Annotated in this window: 15 protein-coding genes and 2 pseudogenes; 3 read left to right on the forward strand and 14 right to left on the reverse strand. The window is 43.4% G+C overall.

The features are described 5' to 3' along the window. Positions 1 to 2: 2 nt before the first annotated feature. From tnpB (NE473_RS33190) to tnpC, 3 genes and pseudogenes are all read left to right on the forward strand, one after another. Positions 3 to 179 carry an IS66 family insertion sequence element accessory protein TnpB gene (tnpB, locus tag NE473_RS33190; protein WP_502802836.1) on the forward strand — a complete coding sequence of 59 codons (177 nt, stop codon included), beginning with the start codon at positions 3 to 5 and terminating at the stop codon, positions 177 to 179. Further along, the gene (tnpB, locus tag NE473_RS33195) at positions 176 to 307 is read left to right on the forward strand and encodes an IS66 family insertion sequence element accessory protein TnpB (RefSeq protein ID WP_081035071.1); all 132 of its coding nucleotides are present in this window, start codon (positions 176 to 178) and stop codon (positions 305 to 307) included. The genes tnpB (NE473_RS33190) and tnpB (NE473_RS33195) overlap by 4 nt, the downstream gene beginning before the upstream one ends. A 290-nt stretch (positions 308 to 597) precedes the next feature. Continuing rightward, positions 598 to 2,245 (forward strand): annotated as a pseudogene (tnpC, locus tag NE473_RS20790) (IS66 family transposase). A 728-nt stretch (positions 2,246 to 2,973) separates the two neighbouring features. Here the strand turns inward: tnpC and NE473_RS20795 are convergent. The 14 genes and pseudogenes from NE473_RS20795 to NE473_RS20860 form a co-directional block, all read right to left on the reverse strand. Further along, the gene (locus NE473_RS20795) at positions 2,974 to 5,040 is read right to left on the reverse strand and encodes a DUF262 and DUF1524 domain-containing protein (RefSeq protein WP_055652478.1); all 2,067 of its coding nucleotides are present in this window, start codon (positions 5,038 to 5,040) and stop codon (positions 2,974 to 2,976) included. A 20-nt stretch (positions 5,041 to 5,060) separates the two neighbouring features. Next, positions 5,061 to 8,114, reverse strand: coding sequence for a type I restriction endonuclease subunit R (locus NE473_RS20800; protein ID WP_055652479.1), 3,054 nt, complete (start codon positions 8,112 to 8,114; stop codon positions 5,061 to 5,063). A gap of 3 nt (positions 8,115 to 8,117) precedes the next feature. Further along, positions 8,118 to 9,305, reverse strand: coding sequence for a restriction endonuclease subunit S (locus NE473_RS20805; RefSeq protein WP_155560703.1), 1,188 nt, complete (start codon positions 9,303 to 9,305; stop codon positions 8,118 to 8,120). After that, a complete protein-coding gene (locus NE473_RS20810; protein ID WP_055649179.1) occupies positions 9,295 to 10,800 on the reverse strand; it encodes a class I SAM-dependent DNA methyltransferase in 1,506 nt (501 codons plus the stop codon). Before NE473_RS20810 ends, NE473_RS20805 begins: the two co-directional genes overlap by 11 nt. A 294-nt stretch (positions 10,801 to 11,094) precedes the next feature. Further along, positions 11,095 to 11,334, reverse strand: a pseudogene (locus NE473_RS33200) (DUF5131 family protein); the annotation flags it as partial. A gap of 91 nt (positions 11,335 to 11,425) precedes the next feature. Then, positions 11,426 to 12,148, reverse strand: a complete 723-nt coding sequence (locus NE473_RS20820) for a DUF5131 family protein (protein ID WP_055649178.1) — start codon at positions 12,146 to 12,148, stop codon at positions 11,426 to 11,428. Positions 12,149 to 12,211: 63 nt separating this feature from the next. Beyond that, complete coding sequence (locus NE473_RS20825; RefSeq protein ID WP_055649177.1) at positions 12,212 to 12,637, reverse strand: GNAT family N-acetyltransferase; 426 nt, start codon at positions 12,635 to 12,637, stop codon at positions 12,212 to 12,214. A gap of 300 nt (positions 12,638 to 12,937) precedes the next feature. Then, positions 12,938 to 13,288 carry a thioredoxin family protein gene (locus tag NE473_RS20830; RefSeq protein ID WP_006776888.1) on the reverse strand — a complete coding sequence of 117 codons (351 nt, stop codon included), beginning with the start codon at positions 13,286 to 13,288 and terminating at the stop codon, positions 12,938 to 12,940. A gap of 64 nt (positions 13,289 to 13,352) precedes the next feature. Further along, complete coding sequence (locus NE473_RS20835) at positions 13,353 to 14,354, reverse strand: permease (protein WP_055649176.1); 1,002 nt, start codon at positions 14,352 to 14,354, stop codon at positions 13,353 to 13,355. A gap of 92 nt (positions 14,355 to 14,446) precedes the next feature. Further along, entirely contained in the window at positions 14,447 to 14,764 is a 318-nt protein-coding gene (locus NE473_RS20840; protein WP_006775889.1) for an ArsR/SmtB family transcription factor, read from the reverse strand. A gap of 90 nt (positions 14,765 to 14,854) precedes the next feature. Then, positions 14,855 to 15,439 (reverse strand): flavodoxin family protein, encoded by a 585-nt coding sequence (locus tag NE473_RS20845; protein ID WP_039892751.1) that lies wholly within the window; start codon positions 15,437 to 15,439, stop codon positions 14,855 to 14,857. Positions 15,440 to 15,525: 86 nt separating this feature from the next. Beyond that, positions 15,526 to 16,719: an alpha/beta hydrolase gene (locus NE473_RS20850; protein ID WP_081034802.1), complete on the reverse strand. Its 1,194-nt coding sequence runs from the start codon at positions 16,717 to 16,719 to the stop codon at positions 15,526 to 15,528. A 266-nt stretch (positions 16,720 to 16,985) separates the two neighbouring features. Beyond that, the gene (locus tag NE473_RS20855) at positions 16,986 to 17,888 is read right to left on the reverse strand and encodes a DUF4405 domain-containing protein (protein WP_155521560.1); all 903 of its coding nucleotides are present in this window, start codon (positions 17,886 to 17,888) and stop codon (positions 16,986 to 16,988) included. Beyond that, positions 17,885 to 18,607, reverse strand: coding sequence for a flavodoxin (locus tag NE473_RS20860; protein ID WP_070102749.1), 723 nt, complete (start codon positions 18,605 to 18,607; stop codon positions 17,885 to 17,887). The genes NE473_RS20855 and NE473_RS20860 overlap by 4 nt, the downstream gene beginning before the upstream one ends. Positions 18,608 to 18,630 lie beyond the last annotated feature (23 nt).

The raw sequence follows: 18,630 nt of genomic DNA on the forward strand, positions 1-18,630 counted from the left end.
TCGTGTGCGGCGCAACTGATATGCGCAAGTCCATCGATGGTCTCTGCAGCATTATCCGGGATAAACTTTCTATGGACCCAGACCAGTCCTCCCTGTTCCTGTTCTGTGGGAAACGATGTGACCGGATCAAGATCCTGCTCCACGAACCAGATGGATATGTTCTCCTTTATAAAGGCTGAGCGTCACACAGGGCTGGTACCGCTGGCCACGGAAAAGTTCCGAAGCCCAGGCAATCACCTGGCGTCAGTTGAACTGGTTACTCAGCGGACTGGACATCGAGCAGCCCAAAGCAATCCGGACCAGTTAAAAAAACATCGTGAAACTGCCGAAATTTTTCGGCGGCATTTCGACTGGACGTGTGGATAACCGCTTTGTTTTTTCGCCAGATCGGGATAACCTCTGCGTGATAACTGTTTCATCGGAACTCATGGTATTTCGAGGGATCCATGGCGGTAAATATCCTGGTTTATCCAGCTTTTATCTGATATCCGGATCGTTTATCCGCCGTCATTATGACGAAAGCGCAGCCAGGACTGATTCGCTTTTTTCTTCGTTTTCTGGTAAAATACCAGTAATAAAACAAAGGAGCGGACACTCATGGCATCCGGTGCAAAGGATATCCAGTTCAGGGAACTGAAGGATACAATCTCACAATTAAATATGACGATCCGTACCCAGAATGACCTGATCATATCTTTGCAGAAGATGCTCGAAGAGCGTAATGCAAAGGACGATGAAAAAGACCGGATCATTTCAAACCTGCAGGCGCAGCTTGAATACTTCAAGCAGAAGTTATTTGGCAGTTCCAGTGAACGGCGCAGTGATCTGCCCGGCCAGTTAAGCCTTTTCTCCGGATCCGGTTCCGGGGAGGAACCATTGCCGGAGCTCATTGAGCCGGAGTTCATCGAAGTAAAGACCAGCAAACAGGAACGTAAGCCCAAAGCGGACTATGATGAGATGTTCGCAAATCTTCCAATCCACTATGAAGAAGTAAATACGTTGTCCGAAGAAGAGAAGCAGTGCCCTGAGTGCGGAGCCGGCATGATCCCGATCGGCCATGAAGAGATGCGGACAGAACTCCGTTATACCAGGGCAAAACTGGAGCGTATCGTGTACATTGCCGCCACTTATGGGTGTCTGGCCGGTAAAGACACGGAGGATCCGCGGTTCATGAAAGACGAAGGGAGCCCGGCACTTATCCCAGGCGGATATGCTTCTGCATCCCTGGTATCACATATCATGTATGAAAAAGTATGCAGATGCGCTTCCTCTGTACCGGCAGGAGAAGGGATTTGAACTTCCTGGAGTCAGTATCAACAGAACGACCATGGCGAATTGGATCATCACCTGCTCCCAGAACTATCTGAAGCCCATATATGATTACTTTCACCGGGAACTGTTAAAGAGACACTTCCTGATGGCTGATGAAACACCGATCCAGGTCCTGAAAGAACCTGTCCGGCGGCCACAGAACAAGTCTTATATCTGGCTGATGCGTTCCGGAGAGGAACGGCTCCCTCCCATTATTCTGTATCATTATACAGAAACCAGAGCCGGGGGAAATGCAGCGGACTTTCTGGATGGGATCGATGAAGGTTCCTATGTCATGGTGGATGGTTACAGTGGTTATAACCGGTTGAAGAAGATACGCCGCTGCTGTTACGCACACATACGGAGATATCTGATGGAAGCCATCCCGAGCGGCCAAGAGAAAGACTATAGTCATCCGGCAGTACAGGGAGTTCTTTACTGTAACAAGCTGTTTGAATACGAACGAAGCTATAAGGCAAAAGGACTGTCCTATGCACAGGTATACAAACGCCTCCAGAAGGATGCAAAGCCGGTTGTGGAAGGTTTCATGCGCTGGCTCGATGGGCAGCATCCAGAAAAGGGGAGCCGCATGGATCGGGCAGTAACCTATATCCAAAATCGAAAGGACACTTTGATGACTTATCTCGAAGACGGACGCTGCAGCCTGAGTAACAACGCCAGTGAGAATTCCCTCCGCCCGGTGACATTGGGCCGTAAGAACTGGCTGTTCAGTGACAGCCAGGATGGTGCAAATGCGAGTATGATAGTTTATACCATGGTAGAGATGGCAAAAGCCCACGGGCTTCACCCATACAACTATCTAAAATACCTGCTCGACAGCCGCCCTGGAACGAATACCACCGATGCAGAACTCAAAGATCTTGCGCCGTGGAGTGAGAAGGCGAGGATAGAATGTAACAAAAAATCAGAGTAAAACGCTCACTACCCTGACATCAAGTATTGATGCCAGGGCGGTCGTGTTGGGATACCTTAACACTTGGCGCTTACCTTTCTTCCTTACTTTCCGGCATTTCCTGCTCATTGCTTTACAAAGCGACTCAAAATCCACAAAATCGGCAGTAAAGGCCAGCCAATTTTTCGTCGGCTGACCTTAAATTTTTCCCATATATCACTGAAATACCTTCCTGCATCTGTGAAAGGGGCTAAAATCCACTATATCTTGTGGTTTAAACCTCTATTTTTTCTTAAAACTACAATTCTGCATCATTATCACCGACTCCACATGTCTGGAGTGTGTGATTCTGATTTACAAAAGGCGCAAAAAGGCCTTGGCGTAAACCCCATAATCCACTCCAAATAACGAATCAACCTTTCTATTTGCAGACCGGTTGATGTGATGATCCTCTACAAAATTATAACATGATTTTACAGAACTGGCGACTCCCGTTTCATTCAAGCATCGCTTTTTTAGATATGGCCTTTATAGTTTTTTCACTGCCAACAATAAAGCCCTTGAGTCAGCAAACTCAAGAGCTCTATTCTTGACAATTATTCATAGATAACTACTTCTTCCTAGCATAACTTCATCTATTCCTAGTTTTTTCGAAAATCATTAGATTGTACATATCTGATGCTACTAATTGCCTACTCAATCTATTTCTACAGTTAAAATTATTTTAGCAAAGATCTCTTTACTATTAATCAACATTGATTGTTATAAGATTGTTCTATAATAGCCATAACATCATCAATCTGGGCAAGACTTTCAAAGAATAATTCAACATCGCCATTTCCCCATCTGCCAACATCTGCTACATCTTTACACAATCCTTTAGGATCATATACTTCGCTAAACTTCATATTAATGGCCAAGCGAAGCCGTGATTTTTGAATTACAATATCTACGAAATTGGTATCCACTTTATAGGCGATATATAATTTTTTAAATTCCCTTTTTACATCTGGCGAAATATTGATGATTCTCTTATCCAGTTGCTCATACAGCATCTCTGTAAAAGGGTTCAAAAAATCATAATCATTAAGCGTGTAAATTCTTGAAACTTTTGACTCTGGTCTATATTGAATCAGAACAGCTTCTGGTAGTTCAGGATACGGCCAAATTTGTTTGCATAGTTCAATTAATAAAGCTGTACGCTCTTGAATTAATTGTTCATTCCATGTTGCTTTGTCAATGAGAAAACTATTAATTCTCAAACCACTTTCTTTAAAACCGCCCTCCATATTCAGCTTTTCAATAAAAGGTCGATCACTCATCTCTGCGTTATAAGCTGTTAATGTTAAATTACCAAGTGTATGAAGATATTTCTTTTGCACCTCTTGCCAATTAGCGCCTAAATCATCTTTCCATTCATTCGAAAGCTTGGGGTTTTGAGGCATAATGTGTTCAATGGTGTAATTGGACACGATGAGCGGCGATTTATTCTGGTAGCTTTCAATTTTTCCTAAGATGTAATTGCGTAACCGCATATTATAAATATCTTTTATGGACAAAGCATTGGAAAACTCAATGTCTGTTGGAAATGCCTTATACGATTCCATCAAGATAAGTGCAGCCTTGAAGGAATTATCGTAGTCCTCAGCTTTGATAAAATTTTTCAGCGTCGCGAAAGTCTTATTCAATGAATTTGTAGGGATACCACAAATGGCTCGCCGCAAGACATAACTGATACACAGTTCTCCAATTTCAGAGAATGACTGTAGTGATATAACAGCTTGATTATAATCAGCGTATACTTTAAGCAAGAAAGGATATACAACTTCCATCTGCAACCCTTTTATTTCATTAAAAACTTTATCCAAACAGGCCTGACCAGATTTAGCAAACGTCATATTTGTATAGCATACAGCATTATCAAAGATATCCTTACAAAACTCCGCTATGCTTGAAAAGCCACAGTTTACATGGTAAGCCTTAAATTCATCATAAATCTTATTTAGATTCGGGATTCTTCCGTTCTTATAGGTTAGATAATCACGGAAGAACTTGTCCATAGAATCGCTTTGTTTTTCATATCCAAATAGCTTTTCCATTGGATACCAGATGGTTTCATAAATATGTGCCTGTTCGTCCGGTTCAAGCCCCATTAATATATAATTGCGGATTAAATCAGACTGTGATAAATCCATCCCAGTTGAATTTAAGCTTTCAAAAATAAGCTGCGGATCATCCACCGCCCGATCCAATGTAATATTAACAATCTGTAATTTTCCAATGGCTTCATAGATGTCTTTCGGCAAGATTTCCTGCCCTTTAATCTTTTCCACAAAATAATTGCAATTGTTGACCAAACGCCTTGAAGATGTTTCATCGGTTTGAATGCCCTCAATCAGTTGGAGTAGCGTCTGCCGGTCAGATTGTGTTAAAAGCAATTTATACCGGTCATCGCCCTGTTGATAGGTATTTTTCAAACACATATCTGTAATCATTGGCGCATTAATCGTAGTATCTTCGGGATGCTCTACAGCGTAATTTCGTAGAGCAATCAGCAATAAAGTTAAAGTAGTCATACGCTGCTGCCCGTCAATAATCATAAATTTCTGCACACCTGTGGGCATCACCTGTTCCGCCACATTGACGACGGAGCCTACAAAGTGGCTGTTACGTTTTCCCTTTTGCATATTGACAATGTCTTTCCAGAGCTTCTCACAGTGAGATAATTCCCAGCTATAGGTTCTCTGGTAGACCGGAATAATAAATTGCCGGTATCCGTTGAGTATTTCAAAAATATTGCCCTTTTTTGCATCCATCTCTATGTACTCCTTGGAATTTATTGTCCATTATCAACCCATTGCTCACACTGGCGAATAATAGTGTCCATTGCATCTTCTACACCCTCCGGTGGATATTTATAGCGTTTTAAGAGACGCTTCACCATTTTACGCATTCCGGCGCGAGCGCTTTCTTTCTTCTGCCAGTCAATCGTCCGGCTTTTCCGCAGTTCTTCCGTCAGCTCACGTGTCATTTGAAGAAGTTCGTCGTTGCGGTAAAAATCCTTTACTGCTTGAGGCTTGGTGAGTGCATCATAAAATGCTAATTCCTCATCAGACAAGCCAAGGGAATTCCCCTGCGCATTCGCCCGTGCCATTTCTTCAGCCAATTTCTTTAATTCTTCAATAACTTCCTCGTTGCTAATTAACCCGTTAATATATGCATTCATAAGGCGTTGAAGCTTTTCAGAGAATTTTTCCGATTTTACCAGGTTCGTTTTGCTGTAAAGCCGCACCTGCTCACTCAGAAGTTTTTTCAATATTTCAATGGCCAAATTCTTTTGCTTCATTGCGCCGATTTCCTCAAGAAATTTTGGATCAAACAGTGAAAATTCTTCTTTGATATCGGCAAATAGATTAATAACACCTTCACTCTTTACACTTTGCTGCAGCAGATGATTGATGGTACTATTCATTTCTTTCAGTGAGATCGCATGGCCGTCGCCTTGAGATAGCCTTACAACCATAGTTCGTACCGCTTCAAAAAAAGCTGCTTCCAGTCTTTGTTCCGTCGATGTCAAACTGGCGCACAAGGAAAGGGATTGCCTTAAAAGCAAAGCCTCTTTAATAAACATCTTTTGTGTTTCTGTTTTGTCGGGGGCTATTATAAAGTTAATGGCATCCGTTAATTGGGTTGCTCGCTGCAAATCAGTTCCGCTGACAAAGGCAGAGTAATCGAAGCCATGAAAAAGCTGTTTACACACAGATAGCTTTTCCAAAAACTTGGGGAAAGCGAGATTTTTAATATCAGTATCGCCATAATTTGACTTATCACGGTTTGTATAGTCATTCATCGCCTGCTTCAAAGCGGAAGCGATGCCGACGTAATCCACTACCAAACCGCCTTCTTTATCTTGGAATACACGATTGACACGGGCAATCGCCTGCATCAAATTATGTCCGGCCATTGGCTTATAAACATACATGGTGGCAAGACTGGGGACATCAAATCCAGTCAGCCACATATCTACAACAATTGCAATCTTCATCGGATCGCTATTGTCTTTAAATTTCCTCGCCAGTTCCTCTTTGTATTTTTTATTGCCGATAATAGGACGCCACTCTTCCGGGTCTTTATTTGTCTCAGTAATAACCACCCGCACTTTTTCATTCCATGTAGGACGCAATTTTAATATTTCCTGATAGATGTGCATTGCAATTTCACGGGAATAGGCAACAATCATCGCTTTACCAGTCAATAAGTTTTCACGGTAATTCTCATAATGCTCAACAATATCGACGGCCAGAGAGTGAATAGTCTGATCCGCGCCAAGCACCGCATCCATTTTAGCAAGGTCTTTTTTGCTCTGCTCAATCGTGAAATCATCGGTGAGCTGTGCAAATTCTTCGTACTTATCATCCAACTGGCGCAGTACCTTTTCGTCCATCTTCAGTTTGATAACACGGCTTTCATAGTACACTGGACGAGTTGCCCCATCCTCTACAGCCTGTGTCATATCGTACACATCGATGTAATCCCCAAATACCTCTCGCGTGCTGCGATCTTTTGAAGCAATCGGAGTTCCCGTGAAACCGATATAGGTAGCTCCCGGCAGACTGTTTCTTATTTTACGGGCAGTGCCGATTTTAATTTCGCCTTTTTCTGTAATCTTTTCCTTAAGACCATACTGCCCACGATGGGCTTCATCTGCCATGACAATAATATTGCGCCGCTCGGATAGTGGCTCATCGGATTCCTCAAACTTTTGCATGGTAGTAAAAATGATTCCATTTGCCTGCCTGCCAGCGAGATAATCCATAAGGCCAATATCTTTTGCTGTGCTATGCTCAGTGATTTTGCGGCAGGTTGCCTGTACCGGAGTCTGGCGCAGGAAATCTTTACACTTAGAGAACTGGCTGTAGAGCTGGTCATCCAGATCGTTGCGGTCAGTGAGGACAACAAGCGTAGGGCTATTTAATTGTGCCTGCAACAAATGAGCGTAGAACACCATAGAAAGGCTTTTTCCGCTACCTTGGGTATGCCAAAACACACCACCTTTGCCGTCTGTATCAACGGCGGAGAGGGTGTGTTCCACAGCCTTTTTTACTGCGAAATATTGATGATAGCCCGCCAGTATTTTGATTTGTTCTGCTCCGTCATTGGAAAAGCAGATAAAATTTTTTAGGATGTCTACAAAACGTGCTTTGTCAAACAAGCCCTCAAAGAATGTGTCAAACTGAGCATAGCGGGTGTTTTCATAGCTTCCATCCTTGGTTTTCCACTCCATATAGCGGTTTTCTCCGCTGGTAATGGTTCCTGCCTTGCTGATCAGCTGGTCGCTCATCACACAGATCATGTTGTAGTGGAAGATGGAGGGAATTTCGTGCATGTAATTGCGTATTTGTAAGTATGCCTCTGAAGCGTCTGTTTCCTCGCGGGAAGGGGATTTTAGCTCCACCAAGACCAGAGGAAGGCCATTTACAAACAGAATAACATCGGGCCGCTTCAGGCTGTTTTCTTCAAAAGACCATTGATTAATAACATAAAAGCTGTTGCGGCTCAGGTTCTGGTGGTCGAGGATGTAACAGAGATTGCTCTGTTCCTCATCCTTTACGAAATACTTGACCGGGATTCCATTTTGCAGTAAGGAGGTAAATGCCGCGTTTTTTTGAACGATGGAATTTCCCTCAAGATTTTGCAGCTTATATAGGGCATCTGCTAGAGCATCTTGTGGAAGCGTGGGGTTGAGTCGGGAAAGGCTCGCCTTTAGCTCGTCCAGAAACAAAGGGCAGCGATAATCCCTTGTTATGTCAGGTCCGTACAGATGGGTATAGCCCATGTTTTGAAATAGTTCAATGACTGCATTTTCGTAGTTTGCTTCGGCAAACGGCATGATTTACACCTCCTGCGGGATTTGGATTTCTCCGCTCATGAGTTTGGGAAGCAGGGTGTCGCGGAGAATGGAGAGGGTTTTGTTTTGTTTTTTTAAGGTTTCCATTTGTTCAAATAATGGTTTTTGAAGATCATCATACTGCCTAATGATTGTATCTGGCGCAATAACCATAGGTATATTGTTAAGTATATCTGTGGTCATGCTTGGTACGGCAGTTCCTGCGTTCATAGAAGCCAAGTCTTTACTTTTTAAAAAGAAATAGACCATTTTAGCAGCACCTGAAACTTTCATCTTTGTATAAAACATGGTATCAACAGTCCAAAACGGAGTATTAATATAAATTACATTATTTAATGTACCCTTTCTAGGGACTAATACAGATTCACTTTCATAAAGTGCCCTATCCGCATATCTCATAATACCACCAGAACCGTAAACCGGTATCATTCCATCTGCCAACTTCTTGTGATCTTTTCCATATTTTATTTCTATTACTTCACTTAAAACACCTGCTCTCCACCCTTTGGGGATTTCTCCGAGATCACTATCTATAAACGCCCCATCTTGAAACGGTTCAAAATCCACAAACCAGCTTTTAAAAATCGCCTGTGCCTGCGCTTCAAGATTTTTGTTGATGCGGTTGTTTAGCTCAATTTTATCATCGAGACTGGATAATGTATTAGCTATAGCTTCTTGTTCTGGGAAAGATGGGAAACAAATTGGTAGTTTGCATTGTTCAGTAATACCTAAATAAGCGCGCGTACTACCTGAACCAGCCCAGCTAAAAAATAACCGTTGAAAATATTCTGTATCAAAATAGTATTTTAGAAATTTGTTATACAATCCATTTCTTACCCTATAATATGTCACTTGCGGTGTCAATATAATAGTATTAAAACTGTCATCTACAAGTGCGGTTCTCCCAATGGTGGCTTTATGTGTAAGAAGGACATCGCCAGGTCTTGCAATTCCTTTACGTAAACCAGCTGCCTGTTCAGATGTAATATATTTGCAGTTTGAATAGTCGATCCTTCCATTAATTAAGTCAGCGGCCATAACAAAAGGTACTCCGGAAGAAACATAATCAGAGGATTTGGGATGTATTGCACCATGATTTCCATCAAGCGGTCTTTCTAGCATTCCTTCATTAATAAGTTCTTGAACGGTAACTGTTTTCCACTCAGATCTCATACCCAATCGCCCCCATTTTCTCCTTAATGGTCTTTTCCAGCTCATGGCTTTGGGCGAACAGACCGGACAACTCCATCGTCAATCGCTCCATCTTTTCCTCAAACACCTCACCATCGTCCTCCTGCTCTGCAATGCCAACATAACGACCAGGGGTAAGAATATAATCTTGCTTTTTAATTTCAGACAAATCCGCAACAGCACAAAAACCTTTTTCTTCAACCAATGTTCCAGCCTCAAACGCATCATGCGTCTTGGAGATTGTAGCGATATCCTCATCCGTCAGCTCCCGCTGCTTGCGGCTGATCATTGTGCCTAAATTGCGGGCATCAATAAATAATGTTTTTCCCTTCTGCTTTTTACTTTTACTCAAAAACCAAAGACAAACGGGAATTTGTGTTGTCATAAATAATTGAGGCGGCATAGCAATAATACAGTCCACTAAATCTGCCTCAATGATGTTCTTCCGGATTTCTCCCTCGCCGCCACTTTGTGAGGAAAGAGAACCGTTTGCCAGCACTAGCCCCATCTTTCCTCCTGCATCCGACAGATGATGAATCATGTGCTGCATCCAAGCAAAGTTGGCATTCCCCGCAGGAGGAACACCATATACCCAACGACCATCGCCCTTGAGGCGGTCTGCGCCCCAATCAGATAGGTTAAAGGGCGGATTTGCCATAATATAATCTGCCCGTAGGGTAGGGTGGCAATCTTTAAAGAACGTGTCCGCGTTATACTCTCCAAGATCGGCCTCAATACCACGAATTGCAAGATTCATCATGGCCAGCTTCCATGTTGTCGGGTTAGAATCCTGGCCATAGATAGACAGATCGTTGATGTTGCCGCTGTGGTTCTCCACAAACTTTGCGCTTTGAACAAACATACCGCCGCTACCGCAACAGGGATCATACACACGACCATTAAATGGCTCCAAAACCTCAACCAATGTCTTAACCACGCATTCTGGAGTAAAGAATTCCCCGGCCAGCTTTCCTTCCTGCTCCGCAAACTTTTTAAGGCAATATTGATACACAGTCCCCAGTACATCCTTGCTGGAGCCGTCATCTGTCATTTTTAAGTTAGTGAATAAATCCACCACATCACCCAACCGTCTCTTATCCAGCTCTGGACGGGCAAAGTTTTTTGGTAAAATACCCTTGAGCCGCTTGTTCTCCCTTTCAATCGCCCGCATCGCAGTGTCAATGGCAATACCGATTTCTTCAGTATGGGCCTGTAACTTAAGGTTATTCCATCGTGCATCTGCTGGGACAAAAAAGATATTTTCGCTGGTATACTCATCCTTATCTTCCTCGAAGCCGTCCCCCTCTGCAACCAAAGCATTATACTTTTCTTCAAAGCGATCAGAGATATATTTCAGGAAAATTAGTCCCAAAACAACTTGTTTATATTCAGATGCATCAATATTGCCTCGTAAAATACAGGCAGCATCCCATATCTTCTTTTCAAACCCGTCATTAGCAGTTGTATTTTCAGCCACTTATTTTTCCTCCGAATCTTATATTTGTAAATTTATCATTGGTCTGTTTTACACCATTTTGTCCTACAGCCTGATCCGACTGTCTTAATTGTATTTTCCCGTCGCATTTCTCCTAAAACTTTTTCCACTGTAGTTGGTGAGATACCGGAGCAGGAATTAATAATATCCGTTTTTGCAAATAAGCCAATAGCGTCTGTTACAAATTTGGCATATGTAATCATTATTTTACCATTTATTATTCTATAAATCTATACATTTAATCTCATCTTTCTATTGCACCTTATCCACCATGATTTATTTTACCCCGGCCTTCTGCGCCTGGCTCATCTGATCCTTCCGTTCTATCAGATACACCTTATTTCCCTTCTTGAACCTTGCCCCTGTCTGCTTAAATCAGAAAGATACATCATATTCCACACACTGTTCCATGGAATCAAGTATCCAAGCGAAGTCGCAGATTCTTGCCAAATACTTCCGAATATCAATCTGCTCAAACATCGGCTCATGAATCACGGTCCGATGTTTGATCGGCAATATCTTAACATCAATTATTTAATAAATACACACATTTTTGATATATTTCTATTTTAAATTTTTCATCTGTAATAGCACTTGAATGTAATATTCAGAATCTATAATTTACTCCTGCCTTCTGCGCCTGACTCATCTGATCCTTCCGGTCTATCAGATACACCTTATTCCCCTTCTTGAACCTTGCCCCAGTCTGCTTAAACCAGAAAGGTACATCATATTCCACACACTGTTCCATGGAATCAAGTATCCAGGTGAAGTCACAGACTCTTGCGTCCGGCCCGGACTCTCCTCCACAGGTAACCCCTTCTATCTTCCCCGTGGCCAAATACTTCCGGATATCAATCTGCTCCAGCATCGGTTCGTGAATCACATTCCGATGTTTGATCGGCAATTCCAGAAAAACAGGAAGACGGTAGTCGGCCCTGTTCTGGTTCTCACAGGTACAGCAGATTGTCACATTCTCATATCCGCTTCCCCAGTCCCCCGGTAATTCCACCTCAAACCGGTGTATGCGTTTGGTAATAATAACAAAGTGCAGATCGCTGCGCCTGCGAATGATATCCCATGCTTCCTCACGCCATTCATCTGCCTCATCCAGAAAGAAATCAGAGGTCATGCAGGTATACACACTATCACCATCCGGCTGCAGCTTGTATTCCCCCTTGCGGTTACGTCTGATTGGCATATCAAAGCTGGAGGTACGGGTCACAATACTGCTATCCTTACCAAATTCAGCGTCCCTCCGATAAACATAACAATTTGCACAGCCCGGGCTGATTTTTTTACATCCGTGCCATGGATTCCAGATTGCCATATCACCACCTCCGGTTTCCTCCATCAAATAAGCCGGGAGCGCCTTTTCTCTTTCATCAAGCCCTTATTGTCCGTCCTCATAGACCATCAGGCATTCCCTCTCTCCGGTTTCTTTTTCTGTCATTCTCTCCCGGACTTTGAATCCCTCTGCCAGATAAAAGGCCATTGCCCCGGTGTTCTTTTCAAACACGTGCAGGGTCAGCCTCTTCTTCTTTTTCACCGCTTCAATCAGCTGATGGCCGATTCCCTGTCCCTTATGTCCTGCCGCTACAAAAATCCCGGCAATGTATTCCGCATCCATTCCGATGAATCCCAGAATTTCTCCAGCCTCCTCGTATACATATACCTCCGCATTGGGCAATACTGATTTTACGGAATCGAAATTCTTCTTCCAATACTCTGCATCTATAAATGAATGAGCTTCCAGATTTCCCTCCAGCCATATGTTCATAATCTTGTCTAAATCCCGAAATTCAAATAGTCGAATCATCTCTCTGCCTCCTTACCTCTTCACTCTATTATACCGGATTAGCCTCTATCACGCAAGCCTAAAGGAACATTTGTTCGAATTTTATGTCAGATACCTTTTCCCGGCCGAAACCCTGCCTCCTTCTTTTTTTCTCCTGCAAGAGAAAAAGGATACCGGTTTCAAACAGTATCCCCTTGGGCAGCCACCTGCTTTATTGTATCGTTGTTCTTAAATAAATCTTTTTCTTGAGTTTCTCTATATTTTCACTAATGCACTGTATCACATATACAAATTCATCATCGTCTTTCCCTGTCGGGTCCTCTACCCCCTCATCTTCTGAAGTATTTTTTTAACTTCCTCAGTTTTAAGGACCTTTCCCATCGATACCACTTTCCCATCCACTACCAAAGCAGGTGTTGTCATGACACCATAGGCTGCTATCTGTGAAAAATCAGTCACATGATCGACGGCGGTATCCATACCTAACTGTTCAAGCGCTGCCCTCGTCGCTTCTTCCAACTGATTGCATTTTGCACAGCCGGATCCCAGTATCTTAACAGAAGCTCCTTCGTTTTTAGCATTCTCAGCCTGTGCCATCGTTTCAGGCGTACAGTTTCCGCCACAGCAGCAGCCTGCCGTTTCTTCTTTCTTTTTCTTCCCAAACAAATTCATAATTCTGATCTCCTTTTATATTATATTTGACAATTGAGCACCGAATAATTGTTACCTAAGTTTTCTATATGATGAACGCCTGTATCGCATTAAAAAAATAACCCACGAGAATAATCCCGCCTGCACAAATTCCAATGAACAGGCCAAGGAGCCTCGGTTTCACTGCCTTGCGCAGCATAATGATAGAAGGCAGGCTCAACGTTGTAACCGCCATCATAAAAGAGAGAATCGTTCCCAGCTGCGCTCCCTTAAAGAGCAGCGCTTCAGCGACGGGAATGGTTCCAAAGATATCAGCATACATCGGAATACCGACCAATGTAGCCAGGATAACACCGATTGGATTATTACTTCCCAGGACAGCCTCCACCCAGCTCTCCGGAATCCAATTGTGGATCATTGCGCCAATGCCCACGCCGATCAGAATATACGGGAAGACCTTTGTAAAGGTGGCCGCAACCTGTTCTTTTGCAAAAGTCAGGCGTTCCTTTTTCGTCAGAGACGGTGATTCAATATCTACACTGCCTGCAGTCTTAATAAATTCTTCCACATAAGGTTCCATATGCATTTTTTCAATCAGCGAGCCGCCGACTACTGCAATAACAAGCCCCACAACAACATAGATAATGGCTACCCTGGTTCCAAAAATACTCATAAGAAGAATCAAACTACCAAGGTCCACCATGGGAGAGGAGATTAAAAAGGAGAATGTAACCCCCAGCGGCAATCCTGCGCTTGTAAAACCAATAAACAGCGGGATGGAGGAACAGGAACAAAATGGTGTCACAGTCCCCAGCAGCGCTGAAATAACATTAGCTCCAATTCCATGAAAACGGCCCAGAATCCGTTTACTCCGCTCAGGAGGGAAATAACTCTGGATATAGGAAATCATAAAAATCAGGAAACAAAGCAGCACCGTTATTTTTACTACATCGTAAATAAAAAATTGAACGCTGCCCCCAACGCGCCCACTTATGTCCAGTCCCAAAGAAGAAAGCATGCTTCCAATCATTTTGTTCAGCCACTTCATTCCCAGAACCTGGTCTTGTATAAACTCCCAAATGCTCATAAAAAATCCTCACTTTCATTTTTGCGGAGCACACATATCAACTTTTTTTGATGTGTTCTTGTTTTATAAACGCCATCCAATAAAGATGGCGTTTAATTTCCCTGACAAATGCATTCGCTCTTCTGCTCTGTATCTGGCGTGGTCAGCTTCTTCAGCAAATCTACTGCATAATCTCTGCCTGCCGCGCTTAACCGATAGTGGGTCCATTTTCCCTCCTGCCGGCTGGATACAATCCCAGATTCACAGAGAATTTTCATATGATAGGAAAGTCCTGACTGTGTTAAATCCAATTGTTCCAGTAATATACATGCACATTTTTCTCCACTGCGCAGTTGTTCCAGGATAGCAAGTCGTTTTTCATCACATAGCGCCTTAAATACCTTGGCATTTTTCTGATATGTTGTCTCCACGTTTTACCTCACATCAAAATTATTTGATATGATTAGTATATGCAAAAGTGTGGATTTTGTCAACACCGTTTCGTATGCTGATTGTCTTTTTCATATAAGGCTCTGGCCTTTCTGTAATGTTTTCATCAGATAGGCCATATTTCGACCAAGATTACCTGCGTTATCCAACCCTTCCTGATCTTTCAAGACATCGCCAGGCATCTGCCCGTATGCCATATTCCAATAAACCGAGCCGACCACAAACATTTCATGATTCAGGAAAAAGTGGTTCATGCTGTCAATGGCCTGCAATGCGCCGCCTCTGCGTGCCGCTGTCACGGCTGCTCCTGTCTTATGGGTGAGCAATCCGGGATTCAGATCGCATACCACAGCCGCCCTTTCCAGAAATGCCTGCATATTAGCAGAGACATTGGCGGTATAAACCGGAGAGCCCAGCAGAATCCCGTCTGCCTGCACCATTTTTTCAAAAATATTGCGGAATGTGTCCTTCTTATGCACACAGTTCTTCTTTCCTTGGCAGGCCCAGCAAGCTTTACAGGGCTCTATGATCTGACCTGCCAGCTGCACCAGTTCTGTTTCAATATCGGCTTTGTTTAGTTCCTGAAATACATGGTCAATAAGGATTGCTGTATTCCCATCTTTTCTTGCACTGCTGTTAATTGCTAAAACTTTCATGGTCATCTCCTGTTATTCATTCGCACCGTCTTCCGGGATTCCAGTTGTACTGCTTCCGGATTGAATCGCTCCGGTATGATCCGTAACTACTGTGTAAATGCGTTGTTAAAAAATGTTTCCAATTTATCAAATGGAATGATTTCCATCTGATCGTATAAATCTGTATGGGAGGCGCCAGGGATAAGCATCAGCTCTTTATTATCTCCCTGTAACAGTTTGTATGCCTCCTGGCTGTACATAAGAGAATGTGCTTCTTCCCCGTGTACAAGCAGAACCGCGCTGCGGATTTCAGGAGCATATTCAAACAGACGCATATTCATCAGAGAACCGCCGGCAGTGGCCGCCCATCCGTTATTTGCATTGACGGAACGGGGATGATAACCGCGCTCTGTCTTGTAATATGCAACATAGTCTTTCACATATTGAGGTGCCTCTTCCGGCACTTCTTCGGGAAGTCCTCCTCCCATTGTATAAGATCCGTTTTTATAGTCCTCTGTTCTTTGACGATTGTAAGCTATCCGGGCCTCATATCTGCCTTCTTCATCCACAGAATCAAAATATCCCAGCGCAGTATTTCTGCTCATATCATACATCGTCATTGCTGCCGTTGCCTTTATCCTTGTATCAAGTGCAGCTGTCTGCACCGCCATACCTCCCCAGCCGCAGATACCGATAATTCCAATTTTTTCAGGATCGACATTTTCCTGTATGGAAAGAAAATCAATAGCCGCCTGGTAATCTTCGATATTAATATCCGGAGAGTTAAAATCTCTCGGGTAGCCGGCACTTTCTCCTGTAAAAGACGGATCAAAAGCGATAGCCAGAAATCCTCTTTTTGCCAGTTCCTGTGCATAAAGTCCGGAACTCTGCTCCTTCACCGCGCCAAAAGGGCCACAGACCGCAATAGCCGGAAGCTTGCCCGTATACTCCATCGGTTCATAAAGATCCGCAGCCAGAGTAATACCGAAATGGTTAGCAAATGTTACTTTTCTATGATTTACTTCATCACTGAGCTGAAAAACCTTGTCCCATTCTTCCGTGAGTTCAATAGGTTCAATTTTTATGCTGACATCCTTCATGTTCCCGTAATTCACTGCCATCGCGTCCCCCTCCTTTACTGCCTGTCCTTCTGTTTCCGCCGTTGCTTCTGTCTGCATTGTTGCCTCTGTCTGCCTTGTTGCCTCTGGCTGTGTCTCCGGCTTCGCACCGCATGCAGTCATAGAAGCCATCATGGCTACACAACCTGTAATCGCTAACGTTTTCTTTAATAATTTTCGCATTTTTTCCTCCTGTTATTTAGCTTTATTTTATGATTGGCATTCGCCAAAATATCATTTATATATCCTCTATCCGGCAAGCCTTTATTTTCCCTTTTCCTCCTTCACTATTTTTATTGTCTCACCTTGTTAAGCTCAAGCCATGTACTTACATAGAAGACAAAGATTCACCGCCTGAGTAGCTAATTGCCAGTCCCTCGCCAATCATCGCATCTGGCGCCAGCTTTGCAATAAATGCCAGGCTCTGCCCGAATCTTCCACCGCCCTGACTACAAAACGGTATGATTGTCTCTCCATGCCTCACGCTCCGGACTTCCCATTAAAAATGTCCCGCCAGGAATCAAGACATATCCATCATTTACTTCTGTTGCCACAGAAGGTGTGGTTTCCCACGAATCGGCTGGAGATGCACGGTTTCCTGTCATCATCCAGCAAATAGTCCCTATACAAACCAGAATTGGAATTAAAAAAGCGAGATATTTTTCCGTTTTATGTTTCATTCCTTTTAACCCTTTCATTTGTTTCTGTCCATAATAACCGATTGTTATAAACAATCCCATAATAGAAAGCGTTTCTGTTAAAAATGAAGCAGCTGTCTTCGTTTCATCCCAAAATACGAAGGCCGTTTTTAAGAACAGGTAGTCTGACATGTTCTGCTGTATAAAAGCGTAAACACCAAATATAGAAATTGCAGCTGCAAGACCTCTGGCCAGCCAGGCCAATTCATCTTCTGATTCTGATTTTTCCAAAAACTTTGTTCCCAATCTAACAACCCTGCTCCAATGCACTCCCGTATGCAGTGCCATCAGAATTAGCCCCCAATGGGAAGCAAACAGGTGAAGTCTACGAGAGAGAACCATACCTCCTGAAATGGGCAGCCACTCGAATACAAATCCACTCATCACGATACCGCTGATCATAAGAATAGACATATCTGCAAAAAGGAGTAAATTAATAATGGTAATGAGGCTGCGCAGGAGCGTATAATTCCCTTTCCCGATATGTTTCAGCCAGTTTATGTTTAAGAGATGATGGAGGATTAGCACGACAGCCATTGCCGTCCCAAGCCATTCATGAAATTCCTGCCCAGTCAATATTTCTGCCATAAGAACAGGAAGCATTACAAGCAGACTCATATCCACCATCATTTTTATTTTTACCGCCGCCTTCACTGGGCCATCACATTCAGTGAAAGTCCATCAATCCAGCTCACCATTTCACCATGAGAAATATCACTGCTAAGCCGTTTCCCATCCAGCCAAATTACATCAGAGCCAGCAAGGTTGTGCAGGTTTCGTGCGCTGGATCCAATCCCGCTGCCTCCGGAAGTGCAAAATGGAACAATCGTTTTTCCACTGAAATCGTAAGCTTCCATAAAGGTATCGATGATACGCGGCGCTTCTCCCCACCAGATAGGATAGCCCAGAAAAATCGTGTCGTACTGATCCATATTCTCCAAACTGCCTGAGATTACAGGCCGAACACTTTCATCATTCTGTTCCCTGGTGCTTCGGCTGTTATTGTCACTATAGTTCAAGTCCTCCGATGAATACGGGATTTCCGGTACGATTTCATATAAATCTCCCCCTGTAACTTCGGAGATATACCCTGCCAGGGTCCTGGTTGTTCCCGTTGCGGAAAAATATGCAACCAGAATATCAGATCCGGCTTCCTCAGTTCCTGTATCATCCGTTTCTTCGCCGGCTTTCTTTGTAACAGAGGCGTTCTCACTGTCGTTCTGCAAAAGATCCGTTTGCTGTGCCGCTTTGCCGGTTTCTTGTGAAGAAGCTGGTACAGACATGCCCGTATCAGACGCACTGCCCTGGCTGCTGCAGGCGGTCGTAACAAACACCGTGGAACAAACACAGATAAACGATAATATTTTTTTCATTCTAAAGTCCTCCTCTTTGAAGT

It is taken from the genome of Hungatella sp. SL.1.14, from assembly GCF_024460495.1.
Classification (GTDB): domain Bacteria; phylum Bacillota; class Clostridia; order Lachnospirales; family Lachnospiraceae; genus Hungatella; species Hungatella hathewayi.